Genomic DNA, 21,751 nt, shown 5'->3' on the forward strand with positions numbered 1-21,751 from the left:
GCCTCCCAGTCTCGCCGCCCCCGCCGCACCCCCCCTCCCATCCGCCCCTCTCACCCACCCGGACGCCGCGCCACCCCGTTCGGTCTTCAGGCACAGAGGGCCCTCGACCGCGATATGCGGTCGAGAACGCCGTGGGCCTGAACGCGGAACATGGGAGGGGCGCCGGCGGGGAGAACGGCTGGCGGCGGTTGCCGCGACCGTCGGATACCGGGCCTACGCGGTCTCGATCCACGGCGCGAGCTTGTCCGGATTGCGGATGGCCCAGATGCGGCTGATCCGCTCGCCCGCCACCTCGAAGGCGTAGACCGACACCGTCACGCCGTCCCGCTGGGCGATCAGGCCCGGCTGTCCGTTGACCGTGCGCTCCAGCACCGTGAGGTCGCTGATCGTGTCCTGCAGGCCGAGGAACGCGTGGCCGATCTGCTCGGCGCCGCTGATCGGACGGATGATCGTGCTCACCCGTCCGCCCCCGTCGCTCACGACCGTCACGTCGGGTGCCAGCACGCCGATGAGCGCGTCGACGTCGCCGGCATCCCACGCGGCCTTGAACCTGCGCACGACGGCCGCCTGGGTTCGCGTCGGCGTCGTCGGCGTGTGCGCCTCGCCCAGCCGACGACGGGCCGAGGATGCCAGCTGCCGGCACGCCCCTGGCGAACGACCCACGATCTCCCCCACCTCGGCGAACGAGTAGCGGAACACGTCGTGCAGGATGAACGCCACGCGCTCCGCTGGAGTCATCGACTCGAGCACGACGAGGAACGCCATGTTCAGCGACTCGTCGAGGCTCACGCGATCCGCGGGATCCGCCGCGATGTCGTCCTGGCGCCCCGTCATCCATTCCGTCGAGTCGGGCACCGGCTCGGGGATCCACTCGCCGACGTAGGTCTCGCGGCGAACGCGCGCGGAGGTCAGCAGATTGAGGCAGAGCCGGCTGGTGACCGTGGTGAGCCACGCGCCTGGGGAGGCGATGGCATCCTGCTCCTCTGCGGTGCGCGAGAACCAGCGGGCGTAGGCCTCCTGAACGACGTCCTCCGCGTCGGCCAGCGAGCCGAGCAGGCGATACGCGAGGTTGATCAGCTGCCGTCGCTCGCCCCAGACCGCGTCGACGCTCGCGTGAGCCGTGCCGCTCGCATCCGTGGTCCTTGGGTCGGGGGCGCCTGCATCGGTGCTGCTCGAATCGGTGCTGCTGGAATCGGTGCTCATCGTCCTGTTCGTCCTCCCGTGTCACGCCCCCGGGACGCCTGCCTTCCGCATTCTGCCCCTTCCCCACCGACAGGCCAGGAGCACGATTCGTCAGGTCTTCAGCCATGGCCTGACATTCGGATGCCGCCCAAGGTCGAGTAGGTGAACGCGTTCCGCGGATCCAGCGGTCCGCACAACGCCGACCGCGAGGTCCACGACCGAAGGGAACATCATGCCAGCACCCGGACTGCACGGCGGAGTCCACACGCGCCCCGCCGTCGTCGTGATCGGAGGCGGCTACTCGGGAGCCGTCGCCGCGAATCGTCTGCGCAAGCGAGACGACATCGACATCACGCTCGTCAACGCACGGGCGGATTTCGTGGATCGCATCCGGCTGCACCAGTTCGTCGCGGGCACCGGATCCGCCACGGTGGACTATGCGAGCCTCCTCGGTGACGAGGTGCGGCTGGTCGTCGATCGCGCAACACGCATCGACGCCGACGCACGCCGCGTCGAGTTGGCCTCCGGCCGCAGCATCGACTACGACTACCTCGTCTACTCCGTGGGCAGCACGGGCGTCGTACCCGCGTCGCTTCCGGGCGCGGCGGAGCACGCGGTCGCCGTCGCCGATCTCGACGCGGCGCGCCGTCTGCGCGCGAGGCTCGACGACCTTCCGCTCGACGCTCCCGTCACCGTCGTCGGCGGCGGTCTGACGGGAATCGAGACGGCCGCCGAGCTGGCCGAGCAGGGACGGCACGTCACCATCGTCTCTGACGAGTCCCTCGCCGGTGCGGCGAGCGCCGCTGGACGACGTTACGTCGTCCGCTGGCTCGTTCGGCACGGGGTGACGGTGATCGAGCACGCCAGGGTGAGTGCCGTGCGGCGGGATGCCGTGACGCTCGCGGACGGCAGCTCTCGCGCGAGTGCGCTCACCGTCTGGGCTGCGGGGTTCGGCGTGCCGCAGCTGGCATCCGCCAGCGGTCTGCGCACCGACGATCTCGGACGACTGCTCACGGATGAGACGCTCACGAGCGTCGACGACGACCGGATCGCCGCGGCCGGCGACGCCGCGGCACCGTCCGGGCGCCCCCTGCGGATGAGCTGCCAGGCCGCGTCCCCGCTCGGCGCGCTGGCTGCCGACACCGTGCTCAGCCGGATCGCCGGCACGGATCCCGCCCCGATCGACTTCGCCTTCACCGGATCCTGCATCAGCCTCGGGCGCCGCGTCGCGATGCGCCAGGTGGCGCGCAAGGACGACACCGCGATGAACCTCTACATCGGGGGCTGGGTGAGCGGCCGCTACAAGGAGCTGACAAGCAGGCTCGGGGTGTGGAAGATCCGGCGGGAGGCACGCAAGCCGGGATCCCTGTTCTGGCCCAAGGGCGGACCACGCTCGACCTGGCCGGAGACCACCCGGGTTGCCGAGCCGACGACGCGCGGCGTGTGACGTTTCCTCCGCCTGCGGTGTCATCACTGTGACGGCATCGCACGACGAACCCACCGGCGACGGAAACCGTGCCGGATCCGACACGAACGAAAGGGCGTCCCATCATGACTGCACCGAGCACCGCACAAAGCACCGCACCGACCTCCGCACCGAACACGCCGCAGCGCGCCGCACCGCGCTCGGTCGCAGCACGCGAGGAGGACGAGGGCGAGATCCGCCGGCACATCGGCAAGATCGTGGACGGACTCGCGGCAAAGGACCTCGACTTCCTGAGGTCTGTCTACTCCCCCGACGTCGTCTCGTTCGACGTCGAGCCGCCGCTGCAGCACGTGGGGATCGATGCGAAGCTGAAGAACTGGGAGCGTGCGTTCGGTGTCTTCGACGAGCTGCACTACGAGCTGCGCGACCTGGAGGTCACGGTCGGCGACGACGTGGCTTTCTGCCACGGCTTCGGACGCATCAGCGGCACTCTGACGAACGGCGCCGCGACGGACGGCATGTGGGTGCGCGCCACGTTCTGCCTGCGCAAGATCGACGGATCCTGGCTCATCGTGCACGACCAGGCATCCGTTCCGCTCGAGTTCTCGAGCGGGCGAGGCGTGACGGATCTCCAGCCCTGATTCCCCCTCGAGCGCGCCGCCGAGCACGATCTCGGCGACGCGTGCCGGCCTCCGTCACACCCTGGTGGCCGTGCCCCGTGCACGGCCACCTTCGCCGTCAGCCTCCGCGAGTCGAAAGCCGCGCCTCCTGGATGGTCGGCTCGAACAGCTCCACCGGGTTGCCCGACGGATCCTCGATCAGGATCTGCCGCCCGCCGACGCCGTCGACGATCTCGTTGCGGGTGTGGACGCCTTCTGCGCGCAACCGCGCGACGAGCGCATCGAGGTCCGTCACCTCGAGCGCGAAACGGTTCCAGCCGCCAGGGGCCGGGACCCTGCCGTCCGGCATCGCCTGGCCACCGCCGCCCTGAGCGTTCGGGGCGGAGAGCACCAGCCGGAGGTCGCCCCTCGCCAGCATCGCGAAGGCGGGCGCCGGGTGCATGACCACCTCGAATCCCAGCCGATGGACGTAGAAGCCGATCGCGGCATCCACGTCGTCCACGATGTATCGCACGCTCACCGAAGGCATGTCCCGTCACCCCCGTCGCCGTCAGGACGGGTCCATTGTGCGCCCTGGACCAGAGTGCCACTCGGATCCTGATCCGGATCCGGTCCCGTTCTCCTGTCGCGTCTACCGATCGTCAGTGCTTCACGAGCGGAATGACCTCGACACCGCTGTGATCGGCGCGGGTCTCGGCGAGCAGCGACGCCAGCTCGACGGCATCCGCCTTCTCCGGCACGTCGATCACGTAGAAGCCGCCGATCATCTCCTTGGTCTCGGCGAACGGTCCGTCCATCACCTTCTTCCGGCCGCCGACCGTGCGGACCGTGATCCGTTCGGCTGTGCCCTCCAATTCGCCTGACGAGCGGATGGCGTCGCCCGCCTTCGCCCAGAATGCCCGGTGGGCGTCGTCGATGTCCTGGCGCTCGGCCTCGGTCAGGGTCGCCCAGCGATCCTCGACGCCCACCATCACCAGCAGAAACTCGGCCATGTCGTTCTCCCGTCTCGGGCGGACAGGTCGTCCGCACTTCGGCTGCCGATCCCGATCCTGTACGGGTGGCACACACTGACGTCGAACGACTCGAGCGCGAATCCGACAAATGAGGTTCCGACGAATGGTGCGGATTCCGACGCGCAGCTCGGCCCGCCGGCCGTGGCATCCGTCCGGGAGCGCGTCAGCCGCTCAGTCGAGCTTCGAGATCACGTGCACGGGGATGGCGAATGCGAGCGCGATCGCGATGATGCCGGCGAAGAACGTGACGCTCTCCCAGCCCGTCGCCTCTGAAGCGAATCCGAAGAGCGCCAATCCACCGAGGAACAGCACGAACGACACGATCAGTGCCACGACATTCATTCGGATCACTCCTGTCTCAGGGCACCGTGGCTCCGATGCCTCCTCACACCAAATTACGGCATCCGGGACCGCTGGCGGGGCTTCAGCGCGATCGAGATCGCCTCTTTCACGCCGGCTCCGCCGAAGATATGTCGCGCCTGCGAGCAAATTCGAGGAAAGGGGCGGAAAGGGGGTTCTATCCGAGCACGAACCTCGCTAGTCTGACCCACACGGGGAACCGAGGTTGGTGGATGGAACCTCGACCCGATCGCTCGCGGTGAATGCACCGCACCGTACGATCGCTGACTGCGACCGTCTGTTACCCGAATGCAAGTCCTCAGTGGGGTGGAGGAGCGTCTGTGCTTGACGAGCAGGTGGTCACAACCGAGACACACATCTTGCATCCGCACCGCTATCTGCTCATCAACGGCGTGATCGCCGCCCTCGCCCTCACCACCCCGGTCTTCGCCGTCGCCTACTGGATGACCATCGCGGCGGGAACCTGGCCCGTCATCGTGGCCGTCCACCTGGTGGCCGTGCTGATCGGCGCATTCGTCGTGCTGCGCTATCAGCGCACGACGGTCACGGTGTCGCCTGACGGCATCCGGGAACGCGGATTCCTCGGCGGAACGGCGGAGATCAGCAACGACGAGATCGGCTCCCTCTGCCTGGTCGAGATCTACCGGGACAGCACGTTCGACACGCAACCCAACCTCTTCGTCCTCGACAAGTCGGGTGCCTCCCGCATCCGCATGCGCGGCCAGTACTGGTCGCGTGGCGACATGGAAGACGTCTCCGACGTGCTGGACCGACCGATCGTGAATCCGCCGGACTCTGTGACTCTCTCCGAGCTGCGTTCGTCGCGTCCGGATTGGCTCTACTGGTTCGAGCGGATGCCGCTGCTCTCCTGGCTCTGACGTCGCGCCTCTCCGCGCAGGCGACAGGTCCCTGAGTGACCGCGATCCATCACACGACGGCGTCGGTGCGCAGCCCGACCCGCGTGCCGGTCGTGCTCGACGGGAGCGGACGGAATCCGAGGCGCTCGTAGAACGCTCCGGCGTTCACGTTGTCCGGCGCGTACTCGAGGTACACGGCGGGGGCGCCGCGGGACGCGAGGGCGCGCAGGAGGGTGCGCACGAGCATCCGCCCCTGTCCCTGGCCCTGCAATTCGGGGAGCAGGTCGATGTGCAGGTGCGCCGGGTAGTCCTCGAGCTCGGGGACGAGCATCCGCTCGGGATTCCTGCCGTCGCGGATGAAGTGCTGTGTCGCAGAGTCCTCGTCGGTCAGCGGATACTTCGCCTCGAACCCGGGCAGCCAGTCCGTGCGCAGTCGCGAGACGAACGCCCGGGTGTCGGGAACACCGAGGATGTAGCCCCGCGCGCGTCCGTCCACGTCGACCACGAACGCGGTCCCGGGCTCGAGGTCCACGTACGGAAGGGCGTAGATGTCCGGGAGCAGGTCGTCCGTTTCGAGCCAGCCGGTGGCATCCTGCCCCGACTTGCCGGTCTTCACACAGATCTCCGAGATGTCGTCTCTGTCGCTGGGGCGGTACGGACGGATGTCTGCCACGGCTTTCCTCTCTACGTCGCCGCTCTACCGCGCGAGCGCAGGCACCGTGCGCGGACGCACGACGAACCAGAGCGCGCACACGGACACGATCGAACAGGCGAGCATCACGATACCCATCGGTGCGGCGCTGGCCACGCCGAGCAGCCCGACCAGCGGCGAGATGAGCCCTGCGATCGCGAAGTTCGATGCACCCTGCAGCGACGCCGCCGTACCTGCTTCTGCACCGTGGCCGTTCAGCGCGAGGACCTGCACGCACGGGAAGCCGAACCCGCACGAGGCGATGAAGAACCAGAGCGGCACGATGACACCCCACATGCCGAAGGTGCCCGTGCTGCCGAAGATCACGATGAGTGCGGCGGCGAGCGTCATCGTCGCGGTCGAGACGGAGAGCACCCACTGCGGGCCGACGCGCTTCGCGAGCCGCGCGGCGCTCTGCACACCGATGATGATGCCGACGGAGTTGACGGCGAACAGCGCGCCGTACTGCTGGGCGTCGAAGTGGTACACCTTCTGGAACACGAACGAGCTCGACGACAGGTACGAGAACAGCCCGGAGAAGTTCATCGCGCTGACGATCACGATGCCGACGAAGACCCTGTCGCTGAGCACCGACTTGAACCGCTGTCCGACGCTGGAGTGTCCTGACGCGAGACGCGCCTCCTTCGGCCGGGTCTCCACGATCCACAGCACCAGACAGACGAGCATCACGGCGCTGTACGCGGCGATCACCCAGAAGATGCCGCGCCACGGCATGATCAGCAGCAGCTGCGATCCGAGGACAGGCGCGATCACGGGAGCGAGCCCGTTCACCAGCGCGAGACGGGAGAGCATCGTCACCAGGCGGTGTCCGCTGAACAGGTCGCGAACCATGGCCATCGCCACCACACCGGATGCCGCGGCGCCGAGTCCCTGCAGCAGGCGGAACAGGCTGAGCAGCTCCACGTTCGGGGCCATCGCGACACCGAGGGACGCCAGGATGTGCACGGCCGTCGCGAGGATGAGCGGCATCCGCCTGCCCACCTTGTCGCTCCACGGCCCGACGATCAGCTGGCCGAGGCCGAATCCCACGGTCGTCGCCGTGAGGGTGAGCTGGATGACGGCGGTCGAGACGTTGAAGTCCGTCTCGAGCTTCGGCATGGACGGCAGGTAGGTGTCCATGGTGAAGGGTCCGAGCGCGGTGAGCGCGCCGAGGATCAGGATGTACGAGATGCGCTTTCGCGTCGGCAGCGCGTCGCCGGGATGCACCACGGACGAGGGCAGCGTCACCGGCGAGCGCCCCTTGCGCTGGGCCGGCCGCTCGATGGTCGGGATGCCGCCGGTGGGCATCCCCGCTGTCACGCCGACGATCGGGATGCCTGCCGTGCGCGCCACGTCGAGGTCGTCGTTGTCGACTGCTCGTGGCGCTGCAGGGCCGCGGTGGGCGGCGCGCTGGCCGGACTGGCGCAGGTCGGACTGGCGCAGGTCGGACTGGCGCAGGTCGGACTGGCGCAGGTCGGACTGGCCCGGCGCGGACAAGGGATTGGCTTCCGTCACCGGAATGGGCTGGGTGGCTGTAGACATGGATGTTCTGCGGTCGATTTCGTGCGGGACGTGGTGTGAGACGGAGTGCGGATGCGCCGGCCCTGGGACGGGCGCGAGGTGCGGCATCCGCTCGGCGCTCGAAGGTCGACGGGTGCATGACCCGCTCGAGGCGGCCGACGATGTACGCGGCGCGAGGTGTGCGATCGGTGCGGTCGGGATGCGAACCGATTCCGCAGACCGGGGACGAGTGTCGCGCGAGATCCTCGAATCGATTCGAGATGAGTCTATCCGACGACCGCCTGAGGAAATGCCGGGCCGGGCACATATTCGCAAACGCAATGATCAGGCTTGGGCATCGCGATGATGGCGTGCGTGACGACCTGGTGGCGGGGCGGACATTCGCGGCAGGCACCCGGCGACTCATCGCTCAAGCAGACTCCGTCTTGCACAACGACAGGGCAGACTCTGGCTGGTCGATCCGCCGCTCTCACTCGGGATCGGCGAGGATCCCCTGTCCCGGCACAAGCGCGTTGCGTTCGCCCGCATCCGCCGCCGCAGCGAGGGCCTCCGCCGCATCCGCGCCGCGCTCGAATGCGGCGAGCAGGCCGCCGAGGAAGGAGTCCCCGCTTCCCGCCGGGAACCGCCCCAGACGGGTCGCCCGGGGCACGGAACTCGCGACGCCGCCGATCAGCGCCGCCGATCCGTCGATGCCGTCGGTGACGACGACATCCGCGCCATACCGCTCGTGCACCGCACGGCACGCCTCGGGCGCATCGGCGAGCTCGGCACCCAGCAGTTCGGATGCCTCGCGCCGGTTCACCTTGATCAGATCGGCATGCGAGGCGGTCGCCAGCAGCCCTGCGCCCGATCCGTCGACGGCGATGCGGGCGCCGGCCGCCCGCAGGTCGCCCAGCAGCTCGCCGAGTCCGGCAAGCGGAACGCCGGGCGGAACGGATCCGGACAGCGCCACCCACGGCAGCGGGCGTCGGGCGACCGCCTCGGCGACTGCGGTGCGCGCGGCCGCGGCGAAGGCATCCCATTCGACGCTGTCGAGCTCGGTCGCGGGCTCGTACAGGTCGGTGCTGGTCGCGGATTCTGCCCGCTCCACCACGGCGATGCACGTGCGTGTCACACGGGAAAGCGGCACGACGACGGCGTCCACGTTGTCGTCGGCGAGCATCGACGCCAGCCACTCCCCCGTCGCACCGCCGAGCGCGACGACCGCGTGCACGTCGGCGCCGAGAGCCGATGCCGAGCGTGCCACGTTGAGCGACTTGCCGCCTGCCACCCGGGTGACGGCGAACGGGCGCGTGATGTCTCCGACGTTCAACTCGTCGACCTCGTACGTGACGTCGAGGCTTGCCGAGAGCGCCAGCGCGATGATCATGTCTCGAAGCCTAGATTTCGTCGGCCCGGAGCGCCGCCCTCAAGATCGTTCGAGCAACGATCTGCACGAACCGCGAGTGCGCTCCTGCGGGAATGTCGCTGATCGTCGTCCACTGGATGCGCACCCTCTGGCGCGCCCGAGGGTGCCCGTTTCGCCACCCGAGGGTGCGGGTTTCTCCACCCGAGGGTGCCCGCTTCGCCACCCCAGAGTGCGTGTTTCGCCACCTCAGAGTGCGCGTTCCGCCACCCCAGCGTGCGCGTCTCTCCGAACAAACCGGCACCCTCGGGCGGAGAAACCCGCACTCTCGGGGACGGAGTCAGGCACCCTCTCGGGCCGGGGTCAGCGCTGGAGGGCCGTCGGGTCGGCGATGAGCCGGGTGAACGCCAGTTCGGCGGCGCCGATCGTGAGCACATCGGCGCCGAGTTCCGCGCGCACGATGTCCACCTGCTCGGCGGATGTCGCCAGCGATTGCGCGCGCACCTGACGATCGAGCGCGCCCGGCATCGCATCATGCAGTGCGCCCAGGAATCCGCCGAGCACCACGAGCCGCGGGTTGAGGATGTTCACCCCGTTCCGGATCGCCACCGCCAGGTACCGCACCTGCCGCTCGACCTCGGTGCGTCCTGCACCGTCGAGCTGCTTCATCGCGTCATCCAGCCGCTCGGGATCGTCGACGCCGAGCGCCTCGAGAAGCCGAGCCTGCGAGACTTCGGTCTCGAGACATCCGATCGCGCCGCAGTGACACCGGCCTCCTGCGGAGTTGACGAGCGTGTGGCCCAGCTCGCCGGCGTAGCCGAAGCTGCCGGTGAGAGGCAGCGCGTGCGTGATCACGCCGCCGCCGATGCCGCCTGCGCCGCCGTTGAGATAGATGAGGTCGTCGATGCCGCGCCCGGCCCCGAAGAGATGCTCGGCGCCGGCGCCGAGGCTGGCGTCGTTGGCGACCACGGAGGGAAGGCCCGTCGCCTCCTCGAGCAGTGCGGCGAACGGCTCGTCGACCCACTCCAGGTGCGGCGCCAGACGCACGACTCCGTCGGCGTCGCGCACGCTGCCGGGGACCGCAGCACCGATCCCCGTGACGCGGAGCCCAGTGTCGATGAGCGCCTTGAGCCCATCGAGGAGAGCCGCCACGATGCGCGCGGCCTCCGCCGCGGTCGGCGGCGTGGTGGTCGCGTGCCGCACCTGCCGGTGCACGGTGCCGTCGAGTCCGACGACACCGACCGTCACGCCGTCCACCTCAGGGTTCACGGTGATGACGACGACGTTCGGGTTCGCGCGCACGACGGGGCTGGGGCGGCCCACACCTGTCGACTCTCGCGGCTCCGTCTCGGAGACCAGGCCCATCGCCGCCAGCTCGGCGACGAGGGCGCCGATGGTGGACCGGCTGAGGCCGGTCGCCCTGGTCAGTTCCGAGCGAGACCGCCCGGGAATCCCGTGAACCAGCCGAAGGACCGTGCCCAGATTGTGCTGACGCACCCCATCGAGATTGCTCCCGAGAGGAGGGCGTACAGGCACGTTTTCGGGCAGCGCCGTCGGTAGTGCTTCGGTCACCCCGGCAGCCTAACGGTATTCACGTTCGGAGGCCGAACTTATTGCCGGGTGGCCGGCGCAGTGCGGGGCCGCACCCACGACGCACGTTCGAGTCCTCGGCGAAGGACCGTTTCCCGCGCCCGTGATACCGTCTCGCCGTGGCGCTCGAAGTTGCCGTCCCCGTGCGCGGCGAGGCCCGTCCCGCCTCGCTCTACCTGCCTGAGGGAGACGTTTCAGGAACGATCGTGTTCGTCCAGGGAAGCGGGCCGGGATCCGCCGGCGGATTCCCATCGCTTGGCGCGCGTTTCGCTTCACTCGGCATCGCATCCCTCGTCGTCGAGAAGGTCATGGACGGCTACACGAACTTGCGCCGCGACTACGACGCTCTCGCCCGTGACGCGCTCGACACCCTGGCCTGGGCTCACGCACGACCCGAGCTCGAGAACGCACCAGTGACGCTCCTGGGTTTCAGCGAGGGTGGGTGGGTCTCCACCAAGGCGGCGGCGCTCGCCCCCGAGCTGATCGATCTCCTCGTCCTGTGCTCCTCTCCGTTGACCACGCCCCGAGCGCAGACCGCCTACCACCGGGCCAACGCCGATCCGAGTTCATCGCGGGCGATGCGTCGGCTTCGGTACGGCCTGACGTGGGCGATCATGTCACTCGCCGACTACGGCGACTGCGACACCATCCCCCAGCTGCGGGCGCTCCCGGTCCCCGTGGTCCTGGCCGTCGGCGCCGACGATCCGACGATCGATGTGGACCTCGCCAGGGCCGTGTTCACACGCAACCGTCCGAATGATCCGGCGCCGCTCGTCGTGGCGGGCAGCGGCCATTTCCTCCCGGCCGACTCGGAGTGGACCACCGCTGTCGCAGCCTTGATCGCGGGCCGTGCGAGCCCGTCCCCGAACTGACCCTTGCCGTCGGACGGGCCTGTTTCGGACTGCACCTAGAGTGGTCCTACTCAACGAGGAGTATCAGTGACCCGAACACTCGCTGCGGCCGAACCGGTCGTGGCCTACGCCCATCCGCGCCGCCTGCTGGTCTGGCTGTTCCTGCTGAACGCCGTGCTGCTGTCGTGCTACGCCGCGTTCATCGTGATCTTCGTACCGAACCAGGTGCAGAACATCGACCCGGCGCAGAAGGTCGGCAACCTTGCGATCGTGACCACGTCGGCATCGATCGTGACCATCTTCGTGCAGCCGCTGATCGGCGCCTTCTCCGACAGGACCCGAAGCAGGCTGGGCCGACGCGCGCCCTGGGTGCTGCTGGGAGCATCCGGAGGCGCGATCTTCATGCTGCTGCTCGCCGGATCCGCGACCGTGGTGTGGATCACGGTGTTCTACGTGCTCGTGATGATCCTGCTCAACGTGCTGAACGCGCCGATACCGGCCATCATCACGGACCGGGTGCCCGTGCGCGGCCGAGGCGTGGCATCCGCCGTCCTGGCCATGGGCACGCTCGTCGGCATGGGTGTCGGCGTGATCGTCGCCGGCTACTTCGCCGAGCTGATCGGCATCGGATACGGCCTCTTCGCTGCGCTCGTGCTGCTGGCCGCGTTCGGGTTCGTGGTCTTCAACCGCGACTTCTCGTCGACGGATGCGCAGCGCACGCCGTTCTCGTGGCGCGCGTTCTTCGCGGGGTTCTGGGTGAGCCCGCGCAAGCATCCGGACTTCGCATGGGCGTTCGCCGCGCGATTCCTGATGATCCTGGCGTACCAAGGCGTGCAGAGCTACCTGCTCTACATCCTGCGCGACCACATCCACCTGAGCATCGACGCGTCGAACTCGTTCGCGGGCGTGCTCACGGTCGTGCAGCTCGCCGGCGCGCTGGTCAGCACGTATGCATCCGGCAAGCTGTCGGATCGCGTGCAGCGCCGCAAGCCGTTCGTGATCGCGGCATCCCTCATCATGGCCGCAGCTCTGGCCGTGCCCCTTGTCTGGCCGACCGCCGCCGGCATGGTCGTGCTGGCCGCCCTCTTCGGATTCGGCTACGGCGTCTACCTCAGCGTCGACCTCGCACTCATGACCGAGGTGCTGCCGGCGGAGGGGACCTCGTCGGGCCGTGACCTGGGCATCCTCAACGTGGCGACAACACTTCCGCAGGCGCTCACACCGCTCGTTGCCTGGGCGTTGATCAGCGTGACGGGGGGCTACGCGTCGATCTTCGTCGCGGGCATCGTGTTCGCCGTGCTCGGATCGGCCGCCATCCTGCCGATCAAGAGCGCCCGATGACCGCGGAGGGTGTGCTGACGCCCGAGCACGAGCTCACCGCGCCCGTCGACCTCTGCCTGCCGAACGGGCGGCTCAACCCCGCCGCCCTCGGCTGGACCCGCCACCAGCAGCACGACACCGGCGGCGTCGCAAGCCGACCGGGACGGGGACGGATGCCGTATGCCTGGGGTCGCAACAAGCGCTGGGAGTACTGGGCGCTGACGTCGCCCACGCACATCGTCGCGTTGACCGTCTCCGCCCTGGACTACGCGGCACTGCACGAGGTGTGGGTCCTGCACCGTCCGACGCTCACCGAGATCGACCGCGTCGTGGTGTCCCCGCTGGGCGGCAGCGTCGAGCTCCCGCCCACATTCACGACGGGGCCGGCACGCGCGACCGCGAAGGGCCTGAGCATCGCCATCGACGAGGTGGCGGGCGGCACTGCGCTGCGAGCACAGACCGACCGGGTGCTGCTGGAAGCCACGGCACTGCGTCCGGCGGGACACGAGGCGATGGGCGTTGCCGCCGCCTGGAACGACAGGCTCATCCAGTACACGGTGAAGGATGTCGCCCGGCCCGTGATCGGATCCCTCACCGTCGACGGATCCGAGTATCCGTTCCCCGACGGCGAGAGCTGGGCCGTGCTGGATCACGGCCGAGGGCGGTGGCCGTACCGCGTCTCGTGGAACTGGGGTGCGGCATCCGGATCCGTCGACGGACGACGGATCGGTCTGCAGCTGGGCGGCGAATGGCTACCGAACCGCGGCCCCACGGAGCACTCGTTCAGCGTGGACGGCCGCATCAACAAGCTCGCCGGCGTGCTGCACTGGGAGTTCGACGCGTCGAATCACCTCGCGCCGTGGCGGATCACCGGTGATCGTGCCGACCTCGAATTCACGCCGTTCTACGACCGCAACGCCCGAACGAACTACGTCGTCGCGGCGTCGTCGACGCACCAGTGCTTCGGCCATTACTCCGGGTGGATGGTGGACGACGCCGGCGCTCGCGTGCGCATCGACGGCCTGCTCGGCTGGGCAGAGGACGTGCACAACCGCTGGTGACGGCCACCGCCGGTCGAGCCTTTCGAAGCCGCCCCACCGCCGATTGAGCCCGTCGAAACCGCCTCACCGCCGATTGAGCTTGGCCCCGACCGTCGATTCCGTCGCGTGGCGAGGTGACGGCCGTGCGCGTTGGGAAGCGAAACGTGCACTCTCGCATGGCTGGTCTTGACAGGCTCAACCGGCAGCGCGTCTCAACCGACAGTGTGGATCACCGAGGCTCTGCTCAACCGACGGCGGCGGTCGCCTGCGTCACTCCGGGATGCGGCCGCTCTCCGCGAGCTGGGCGTACCAGGCGGCGCTGTCCTTGGGCAGCCGCTCGAGCGTGTCGTAGTCGACGCGCACGATGCCGAACCGCTTGGAGTAGCCGAATCCCCACTCGAAGTTGTCCATCAGCGACCATACGAAGTAGCCGCGGAGGTCGACGCCGTCCTGCAGCGCGCGGTGCACGGCGGTGATGTGACGGCGCAGGTAGTCGATGCGCTCGGTGTCGTGCACGGCGAGGCCGCTCTCGTCGTGGGCGACGACATCCGCGAAGGCAGCGCCGTTCTCGGTGACCATGAGGGCCTGCTCGGGGAACTCGTCACGCAGCGACGTGAGCAGGTCGTAGAGACCGGAAGGCTCGATGTTCCAGCCCATCTCGGTGTAGGGGCCCGGCTGCTCGAGGAACTCGACGCGATCCGCGCCGGGCCACGGCGATGCGCCGACATCCTTGTGTCCGTCGGCGTGCTGACGCTCGCCACGACCGTCCCACAGGCGCACGCGGTTCGTGGAGTAGTAGTTGACCCCGAGGATGTCGATCCTCTGGTTGATCGTCTCCAGGTCGCCAGACTGCACGAACGACCAGTCCGTGATGTCCTTCGTGTCTTCCAGCAGGTCGGCCGGATACTCGCCCTTCAGCATCGGATACGTGAACGCCCGGTTGCCGAGGGCGTCGATCTGCCGCGCGGCCTCGGGTCCGGTGTCGCCCTCCGGGCGGATGACGTGCAGGTTCAGCGTCACCGAGTACTGGGCGTCGTCGTTCGAGACGGATGCCCGCAGCGCCTGCAGCGCGAGCCCATGGCCCAGGTTCAGGTGGTGCACGGCCCGCAGCGCTGCCTCGCCATCGGTGCGGCCGGGTGCGTGGGCTCCGGATGCGTACCCGAGGTACGCGGAGCACCAGGGCTCGTTCAGCGTGGTCCAGACGGCGACGCGGTCGCCGATCCGCTCGCCGATCGCTGCCGCGTAGTCGGCGAAGGCGTAGGCGGTGTCGCGGTTCGGCCAGCCGCCCTCGTCTTCGAGCGTCTGCGGGAGGTCCCAGTGGTACAGGGTGGCGACGGGTGTGATGTCGCGTTCGAGCAGGCCGTCGACGAGGCGGGAGTAGAAGTCGGCGCCCGGCTTGTTGACAGCACCGCGCCCGTTCGGGATGACCCGCGGCCAGGCGATCGAGAACCGGTACGCGTGCAGTCCGAGCTGCTTCATGATGTCGAGGTCGGAGTCGAGCCGGTGGTAGTGGTCGTCTGCCACGTCTCCGGTGTCGCCGTTCCACACCTTGCCGGGTGTGTGGCTGAAGGTGTCCCAGATGGACGGCAGGCGGCCGTCTTCCTTGACGGCGCCCTCGACCTGGTACGACGCGGTCGCCGAACCGAACACGAACGAATCGGGGAACTGCAGACCGCTGTCGCGGTAGTCGTCACTGCCTTGTGTCATGTCTTCCTGCCCTGAACGACGCGCGAGCGCGGCACGGACGCGGCGTCTGGTTGGTGATGATGAACGGATGAACGCTGAGAGCGCTCTTTCTCCCCGGCCACCATAGCGCGCGAACGGCGGCCCCTTAATGAGAGAGGTCGAAACGATTCGGGTGCAGCGCCTGACGCCCGTCCCCATCGCCGCGGTCCCTGCAGAACCGCCCGTGCGCAATCGCACGTGCCCCACCGACCCGAGCCCAACCACCCTGTGCATGACCACCCCGTGCATGACCACCCCGTGCGCAGTTCAGGCAGAGAGCCTGTTCGGCTGCGATATGCAGGCGAACAGGCTCTCTGCCTGAAGTAGCAACAGAAGGTGCAGGGATCGGCAGGCCCGACGCTGCCCCGAGGCAGCGGATCCGCTGACTACCAGGTGGCAGGCGTCGAGTCGAGCGGCACGGGAGCCGGACGCTCGACGGTGCTCACGATGTCCACGACGGAGTGCGACTCGGCGGCGCGCAGGATGCCGTCCATCACCTCGAGCACGTGGAACGCGAGCTCGCCGCTCGCGCGGTGCGGACGATCCGTCTCGATGGCGCGGGCCATGTCCGCCAGTCCGTATCCGCGACCGGAGTCCGCCCAGCCGGCAGAGACCGGAACAGCCTCCCACTCGCGCGTCGCGGCCGGCGCGATCTCCACGTCACCGTCGAACCGGTTGGGATCCGGAACGGCCATGGTTCCCTCGGTGCCGAAGACCTCGAAGAGCGGGGCACGGGACTTCCACACGTCGAAGCTCACCGTGAGCGTGGTGGTCAGGCCGTTCTCGTGCTCGAGCAGTGCGCTCACGTGGGTGGCGACATCCACCGGGATCGCGGTGCCGGCCAGCGGTCCCGTCGCGACAGAGCGCTCGCGCGGCGACGTCGTCGCCACGCCCGTGACCCGCGCGACCGGACCGAACAGCGTGACGATGCTCGTGAGGTAGTACGGGCCCATGTCGAACAGCGGTCCGCCGCCCGGCTGATAGTAGAACGCGGGCGCCGGATGCCACAGCTCATGTCCGGGCGCACTCCAGTGGATCGCCGCCGCGATCGGCTGCCCGATCGCTCCGTCGTCCAGCGCCTTGCGCGCCGTCTGGATGCCCGTGCCGAGAACCGTGTCCGGCGCACTGCCGACGCGCAGCCCCTTCTCGGCGGCGAGCGCCAGCAGCGGCTCGGCCTCTGCCGGATTCAGCGCGAGCGGCTTCTCGCCGTACACGTGCTTGCCGGACTCGATGGCACGGATGCCGATGGCCGCATGCGCCTGAGGAATGGTCAGGTTGAGGACGGCGTCGATGTCGGCATCCGCCAGCAGCTCGTCGACGGTGAGCGCACGCAGTCCGGGGGCGCTGTCGCCCTGCTCCGCTGCGACCTCGCGCGCACGCTCCTCGTTCACATCGGCGACCGCGACCAGCTTCAGGTTCGGCAGGTTCGGGATGTGCGTGAAGTACTGATTGCTGATGTTGCCGACGCCGATGACGCCCAGCCGCAGCACGCCGGAAGTCTGCTCGCTCACTCGCCGGACTCCTCGTCCTCGCCGGCAGCGGGGAACGCGCCGGAACGCACATCATCGGCGCTCGGCGCCGGCTGACCGGATCCGCGAGCGGCCCAGAGCAGGCCGCGCTCGATGATGCCGCGCACGTTCGGATCGTTCACGACCTCGAGCTTGTGGCCAGGCGCCGACACGAAGATGCGGCCATCGCCCCACAGCCGGGTCCAGATCGCCGGCGCGGTGACCGGACGGTGCCAGGCATCCCACGGGCGAACGGTCTGCGTCGTGGTCGCGAGCACGTCGTTGAGCTCGTCGCTCAGCACCCAGTACTGCTCGGTGACGAGGTCGAAGTCGGAGACGCCGGCGGTGATCGGGTGCACCTTGCCGAGCTCGGTGATGTGGACGGTGTAGGGAATGTAGTTGTCCGCCTGTTCGCCTGCCAGCTGCTCCTTGGGCGCCTTGTTCGCGTGGTGCGCGAATTGCCCGCCGATCATGTGGAGGTAGTCGGCGTTGTTGCGATAGGCGTCGGCGATGCCGCCGTGCCAGCCGGCCATGCCCATGCCGTTCCGGACCGCCCGATCGAGGCCGGCCATCTCTTCGCGCTCGATGGTGTTCATGGTGTTGATCTGCACGAGCAGATCGACGGTGTCCATGTACGCCTCGTCGGTGTAGATCGCCGGGGATTCCTCGATGCGCACCTCGAAGCCGTTGGATTCCAGGAACGGCACGAAGGAGTCGGTGGTCTCGACGGGCTCGTGCCCGTCCCATCCGCCGCGCACTATGAGCGCGCGACGCGTTGCGTCAGTCATGTTCTGCTTCCAGTTCTGTATTGCGTAAGTTCCTAGCGTTCCCTCTGCCTACCGACCGCCGAGACGGCGGTCGGCGCTGGGGCCCCTCGAGCCGGTTCCGGGCGGCGGTGTTCCGCCGTCCGGCCGAGCAAGAGGGAGGGTCGCGGCGAAGGCCAGAAATGGCCTTCGCTCATAGCTCCACCGCGCGGCTCTGCGAGAACGCCGCGTCGAAGGCCTCGGCCGGCGGCGTGATCGTGGCGAGCTTGCGCACGAAGGCCAACGCCTCCGGGCCGCCGACGAGGCGGTCCATTCCGGCGTCCTCCCACTCGACGCTGGTCGGGCCCTCGTAGCCGATCCAGTTGAGGGTGCGGAAGATCGGCTCCCACGGCACCTCGCCGTGTCCGGTCGAGACGAAGTCCCAGCCGCGACGCGGGTCGCCCCACGGCAGGTGGGATGCGAGGCGTCCGTTGCGGCCGTTGAGCTGCGTGACCGACTCCTTGCAGTGCACGTGGAAGATCTTGTCCGAGAAGTCCTGCAGGAACGTCACCGGATCGATCTGCTGCCACACGAAGTGCGACGGGTCGAAGTTGAAGCCGAAGGCATCCCGATTGCCGATCGCCTCGAGCGTGCGCTTCGACGACCAGTAGTCGAACGCGATCTCGCTCGGATGCGGCTCCAGCGCGAACCGCACGCCCACCTCGTCGAACACGTCGAGGATCGGGTTCCAACGGTCAGCGAAGTCCCGGTAGCCGTCGTCGATCATCGAGTCGGGCACCGGCGGAAAGCCGGCGATGGTCTTCCAGATCTTGGATCCGGTGAAGCCGGTGACCGTCTTCACGCCGAGCGCGGCGGCGGCCCTGGCCGTCGTCTTGAGCTCCTCGGCGGCGCGTTGGCGCACACCTTCCGGATCGCCGTCGCCCCACACGTGCGGCGGCACGATGTCCTGGTGCCGCTGGTCGATCGGGTCATCGCACACCGCCTGCCCGACCAGGTGGTTCGAGATGGTGAAGACCTTCAGCCCGTTGCGCTCCAGGATCTCCAACCGATTCGCCACGTAGGCCGGATCGGTCGCCGCGCGGTTCACATCGAGGTGATCGCCCCAGCTGGCGATCTCGAGGCCGTCGTATCCCCACTCGCCGGCGAGACGCGCCACCTCCTCGAACGGCAGGTCGGCCCACTGGCCGGTGAACAGGGTGATCGGACGCGTCATCGTCCTTCCTCCTTCAAAACGTTGTCGATTCGGATGCTTGCTTGCCGGCTCAGGTCGCGAGTTCCGCCCGTACCCGGCGCCCCGAGATGGCCGATTGTGCGACCTGAACGGTGGCTCAGGCGGATCAGGGGATCGCGGTCCACGCGGATCCGTCGCCGGCAGACTGCTCCACTGCTGCGAGCACGCGCTGCACCTGCAGCGCATCGTCGAACGACGGATGCGGCTGCTCGCCCGCCGCGAGATCGCGGACGAGGTCGACCACCTGGTGCGTGAATCCGTGCTCGTAGCCGAGCCCGTGTCCGGCCGGCCACCAGTTCGCGACATACGGATGCACCGGCTCGGTCACGATGATGCGGCGGAATCCCTGCGCCTCAGCGTCGTCCGATCCGTCGAAGTACTCGAGCACGTTCATGTCCTCGAAGTCGAACGCGACGGATCCCTTGGACCCGTTGATCTCCAGCCGGATGGCATTCTTGCGCCCGAGCGCGAAGCGGGTCGCCTCGAACACCCCGAACGCGCCGTTGCCGAATCGAGCCGTGAACGCCGCGGCGTCATCCACCGTGACGGGCCCCTTTGCGCCGTCCGCGGATCCCTTGCCGCCGAGCCCGACCAGGTCGCCGCCGACCGGACGCTCCGTCACGAATGTGTTCATGATCGCGGAAAGACCGGTGATGTCGGAGCCGGACACCCACTGCGCCATGTCGATGATGTGCGCACCGATGTCGCCCAGCGCGCCGCTGCCCGCCTTCGACTTGTCCATGCGCCAGGTGAGCGGGGCATCCGCGTCGCTCAGCCAATCCTGAAGGTACTGAGCGCGCACGTGGCGGATCTCGCCTAGTCGGCCCTCCTCCACGAAGCGGCGGGCCAGCGACAGGGCGGGCACCCGACGGTAGGTGAATCCGCACATCGCGAACACACCGTTCGCCACGGCCTTGCGCGCGGCATCCGCCATCTCCTCGGCCTCCTCGACCGAGTTGGCCAGCGGCTTCTCGCACAGCACGTGCTTGCCGGCCTCGAGGGCGGCGATGGCGATCTCGTGGTGCGTGTCGCCGGGGGTGCAGATGTCGATGAGATCGATGTCGTCACGCTCGAGCAGACGGCGCCAGTCGGTCTCGACGCTCTGCCAGCCCATCCGCTCCGCTGCCTCTGTCACTGCCGCCTGGTTGCGACCGGCGATGGCGGTGAGCTGCGGAGCGAGCGGGAGGTCGAAGAATCGGGGAGCAGTGCGCCAGGCGTGCGAATGCGCCGCCCCCATGAATGCGTACCCCACCATGCCGACACGCAACTGCGGCGTGCTGTCTGCCATCGCGACTCCTTCGTGGCGTTCTCTGTGTCGTTCGTCATTGCGACGCCCGCGTCCTTGACGCTCGAACACCAGGACCTGCGAGCCCCGGCGCCTTGCGTGCGTCGTTGTTCATGCAGTGTCGACCGGCGGCCGGCGAGCGTTCACCCGATCGACTGACACCGTTCAGTTGCGCGGATAGTTGCGCAACTATGCCGTCGCGATACGACACTGTCCGCTTGATCTTCGCACCGCAGGAGCCGCGAAGCAAGCGGAATATCGTGCGCGGAGTTGCGCAACTTTGCCTTAGCATGTGCGTATGACCGATGGGGAGCCGCACGGCGGGGCGCGAGCCGGCGCCGAGGCTGCCGCGACCACGTCGGCCGTTGCCGCTCCCGGCGCGAGCCCTGCGCGCCGCGCACTCACCATGGCCGAACTCGCGAGGCTGGCCGGAACCACCGTGCCGACCGTCTCGAAGGTGCTGAACGGGCGCTCCGACGTCTCCGTCGCCACGCGCGAACGCGTGATGCAGCTCGTCGAGGAGACCGGCTACCGCCGGAAACGCCGCAGCGGTTCCTCGCGCGACGGCGAAACCGGCGGCCTCGTCGACCTCGTCATCAGCAAGGTCAGCGGATCGTGGGCCAACCTCGTGCTCAACGGGGCAGAGCGGGTCGCGGCATCCGCCGGCCTCGACGTCGTGGTCACCGTCGCACGACCAGAGCAGGATGCCGGCGCCGACTGGGTCGCGCGCCTTCTGGCCCGCAAATCGCGCGGAGCGACCGTCGCGCTGCTGACTCCGAGTCGCACGCAACTGCAGGTGCTCACCGCGGCGGGCATCCCCCTGGTGCTGCTGGATCCTTCCGCCGATTCCGCCTCAGGCGTCCCCAGCATCGGGACCACCGACTGGGCCGGCGGGTACGCCGCCGCCGCGCACCTCGCCGCGCTCGGCCATCGTCGAATCGGCCTCATCGCAGGGACGGGCGACTACCGCTACGGCCGCGCCCGCGTGGACGGATTCCGCGCCGGACTGGAGCAGGCGGGCATCCAGCTCCCCGACGAGCTCATCGCGACCGCCGACTGGCGGAGGGAGAGCGCGGCAACGGTCGTCGCGCGGATGCTGACCTCGTCGAACCGCCCGACCGCCCTGTTCGCGTGCTCCGACGAGATGGCGCTCGGCACCTATCAGGCCGCGCGGTCCCTCGGATTGGGGGTGCCGGACGACATCAGCGTCATCGGGTTCGACGACCTGCCGGAGTCGGCATGGGTGACCCCGAGTCTGACGACGGTGCGACAGCCGATCGAGGACATGGCATCCGCCGCGATGCGCATGCTGCTGCGGTTGAGGGCCGGAGCGCCCGCCGGCTCGGCCCGCGAGGAACTGGCCACCGAGCTCGTCGTGCGGGAGTCCACCACAACGGCTCGGTAACGGGTTTGGCCGCATGA

Annotated in this window: 20 protein-coding genes; 7 read left to right on the forward strand and 13 right to left on the reverse strand. The window is 68.7% G+C overall.

All coding sequences use genetic code 11. The annotated features are described in order from the left end of the window. Positions 1-213: 213 nt before the first annotated feature. The gene (gene sigJ, locus ACX9R5_RS16700) at positions 214-1,203 is read right to left on the reverse strand and encodes an RNA polymerase sigma factor SigJ (RefSeq protein WP_459410183.1); all 990 of its coding nucleotides are present in this window, start codon (positions 1,201-1,203) and stop codon (positions 214-216) included. 211 nt (positions 1,204-1,414) lie between these two features. On the opposite strand from sigJ, the gene ACX9R5_RS16705 reads away from it, so the two are divergent. Both ACX9R5_RS16705 and ACX9R5_RS16710 read left to right on the forward strand, forming a co-directional pair. Next, positions 1,415-2,629, forward strand: a complete 1,215-nt coding sequence (locus ACX9R5_RS16705; protein WP_459410184.1) for an NAD(P)/FAD-dependent oxidoreductase — start codon at positions 1,415-1,417, stop codon at positions 2,627-2,629. Between the two features lie 104 nt (positions 2,630-2,733). After that, entirely contained in the window at positions 2,734-3,249 is a 516-nt protein-coding gene (locus tag ACX9R5_RS16710; RefSeq protein ID WP_459410185.1) for a YybH family protein, read from the forward strand. A 97-nt stretch (positions 3,250-3,346) separates the two neighbouring features. Here ACX9R5_RS16710 and ACX9R5_RS16715 read toward each other — a convergent pair whose 3' ends face one another. The 3 genes from ACX9R5_RS16715 to ACX9R5_RS16725 all read right to left on the reverse strand — a co-directional run bounded on the left by ACX9R5_RS16715 (position 3,347) and on the right by ACX9R5_RS16725 (position 4,583). Next, complete coding sequence (locus tag ACX9R5_RS16715; RefSeq protein WP_459410186.1) at positions 3,347-3,757, reverse strand: VOC family protein; 411 nt, start codon at positions 3,755-3,757, stop codon at positions 3,347-3,349. Positions 3,758-3,869: 112 nt separating this feature from the next. After that, positions 3,870-4,220 (reverse strand): YciI family protein, encoded by a 351-nt coding sequence (locus tag ACX9R5_RS16720; protein WP_459410187.1) that lies wholly within the window; start codon positions 4,218-4,220, stop codon positions 3,870-3,872. Positions 4,221-4,412: 192 nt separating this feature from the next. Continuing rightward, complete coding sequence (locus ACX9R5_RS16725) at positions 4,413-4,583, reverse strand: hypothetical protein (protein WP_459410188.1); 171 nt, start codon at positions 4,581-4,583, stop codon at positions 4,413-4,415. Positions 4,584-4,921: 338 nt separating this feature from the next. On the opposite strand from ACX9R5_RS16725, the gene ACX9R5_RS16730 reads away from it, so the two are divergent. Next, the gene (locus tag ACX9R5_RS16730) at positions 4,922-5,479 is read left to right on the forward strand and encodes a hypothetical protein (RefSeq protein WP_459410189.1); all 558 of its coding nucleotides are present in this window, start codon (positions 4,922-4,924) and stop codon (positions 5,477-5,479) included. 49 nt (positions 5,480-5,528) lie between these two features. On the opposite strand, the gene ACX9R5_RS16735 is transcribed toward ACX9R5_RS16730, so the two are convergent. The 4 genes from ACX9R5_RS16735 to ACX9R5_RS16750 all read right to left on the reverse strand — a co-directional run bounded on the left by ACX9R5_RS16735 (position 5,529) and on the right by ACX9R5_RS16750 (position 10,587). Further along, positions 5,529-6,131: a GNAT family N-acetyltransferase gene (locus tag ACX9R5_RS16735; protein ID WP_459410190.1), complete on the reverse strand. Its 603-nt coding sequence runs from the start codon at positions 6,129-6,131 to the stop codon at positions 5,529-5,531. Between the two features lie 24 nt (positions 6,132-6,155). Further along, a complete protein-coding gene (locus tag ACX9R5_RS16740; RefSeq protein ID WP_459410191.1) occupies positions 6,156-7,691 on the reverse strand; it encodes a multidrug effflux MFS transporter in 1,536 nt (511 codons plus the stop codon). A gap of 448 nt (positions 7,692-8,139) precedes the next feature. Continuing rightward, positions 8,140-9,039 carry a 1-phosphofructokinase family hexose kinase gene (locus ACX9R5_RS16745; protein ID WP_459410192.1) on the reverse strand — a complete coding sequence of 300 codons (900 nt, stop codon included), beginning with the start codon at positions 9,037-9,039 and terminating at the stop codon, positions 8,140-8,142. 339 nt (positions 9,040-9,378) lie between these two features. Next, complete coding sequence (locus ACX9R5_RS16750) at positions 9,379-10,587, reverse strand: ROK family transcriptional regulator (RefSeq protein WP_459410193.1); 1,209 nt, start codon at positions 10,585-10,587, stop codon at positions 9,379-9,381. A gap of 137 nt (positions 10,588-10,724) precedes the next feature. Here ACX9R5_RS16750 and ACX9R5_RS16755 point away from each other — a divergent pair, with 137 nt between their 5' ends. The 3 genes from ACX9R5_RS16755 (at position 10,725) to ACX9R5_RS16765 (ending at position 13,837) form a co-directional block, all read left to right on the forward strand. Then, positions 10,725-11,477 (forward strand): alpha/beta hydrolase, encoded by a 753-nt coding sequence (locus ACX9R5_RS16755; RefSeq protein ID WP_459410194.1) that lies wholly within the window; start codon positions 10,725-10,727, stop codon positions 11,475-11,477. Between the two features lie 66 nt (positions 11,478-11,543). After that, positions 11,544-12,797, forward strand: coding sequence for an MFS transporter (locus tag ACX9R5_RS16760; RefSeq protein WP_459410195.1), 1,254 nt, complete (start codon positions 11,544-11,546; stop codon positions 12,795-12,797). Continuing rightward, positions 12,794-13,837, forward strand: coding sequence for a DUF2804 domain-containing protein (locus ACX9R5_RS16765; protein ID WP_459410196.1), 1,044 nt, complete (start codon positions 12,794-12,796; stop codon positions 13,835-13,837). The genes ACX9R5_RS16760 and ACX9R5_RS16765 overlap by 4 nt, the downstream gene beginning before the upstream one ends. A 249-nt stretch (positions 13,838-14,086) precedes the next feature. Here ACX9R5_RS16765 and ACX9R5_RS16770 read toward each other — a convergent pair whose 3' ends face one another. From ACX9R5_RS16770 to ACX9R5_RS16790, 5 genes are all read right to left on the reverse strand, one after another. Then, positions 14,087-15,523, reverse strand: coding sequence for a GH1 family beta-glucosidase (locus tag ACX9R5_RS16770; protein ID WP_459410197.1), 1,437 nt, complete (start codon positions 15,521-15,523; stop codon positions 14,087-14,089). Positions 15,524-15,927: 404 nt separating this feature from the next. After that, entirely contained in the window at positions 15,928-17,028 is a 1,101-nt protein-coding gene (locus tag ACX9R5_RS16775; RefSeq protein WP_459410370.1) for a Gfo/Idh/MocA family protein, read from the reverse strand. A gap of 20 nt (positions 17,029-17,048) precedes the next feature. Further along, positions 17,049-17,837, reverse strand: coding sequence for a ThuA domain-containing protein (locus ACX9R5_RS16780; RefSeq protein WP_459410198.1), 789 nt, complete (start codon positions 17,835-17,837; stop codon positions 17,049-17,051). A 169-nt stretch (positions 17,838-18,006) separates the two neighbouring features. Next, a complete protein-coding gene (locus ACX9R5_RS16785; RefSeq protein WP_459410199.1) occupies positions 18,007-19,026 on the reverse strand; it encodes a sugar phosphate isomerase/epimerase family protein in 1,020 nt (339 codons plus the stop codon). Positions 19,027-19,150: 124 nt separating this feature from the next. Continuing rightward, positions 19,151-20,332 (reverse strand): Gfo/Idh/MocA family protein, encoded by a 1,182-nt coding sequence (locus ACX9R5_RS16790; protein ID WP_459410200.1) that lies wholly within the window; start codon positions 20,330-20,332, stop codon positions 19,151-19,153. Positions 20,333-20,627: 295 nt separating this feature from the next. On the opposite strand from ACX9R5_RS16790, the gene ACX9R5_RS16795 reads away from it, so the two are divergent. Continuing rightward, the gene (locus ACX9R5_RS16795) at positions 20,628-21,734 is read left to right on the forward strand and encodes a LacI family DNA-binding transcriptional regulator (protein WP_459410201.1); all 1,107 of its coding nucleotides are present in this window, start codon (positions 20,628-20,630) and stop codon (positions 21,732-21,734) included. The last annotated feature ends 17 nt before the right edge of the window (positions 21,735-21,751 follow it).

Source organism: Rathayibacter sp. CAU 1779, assembly GCF_054551755.1.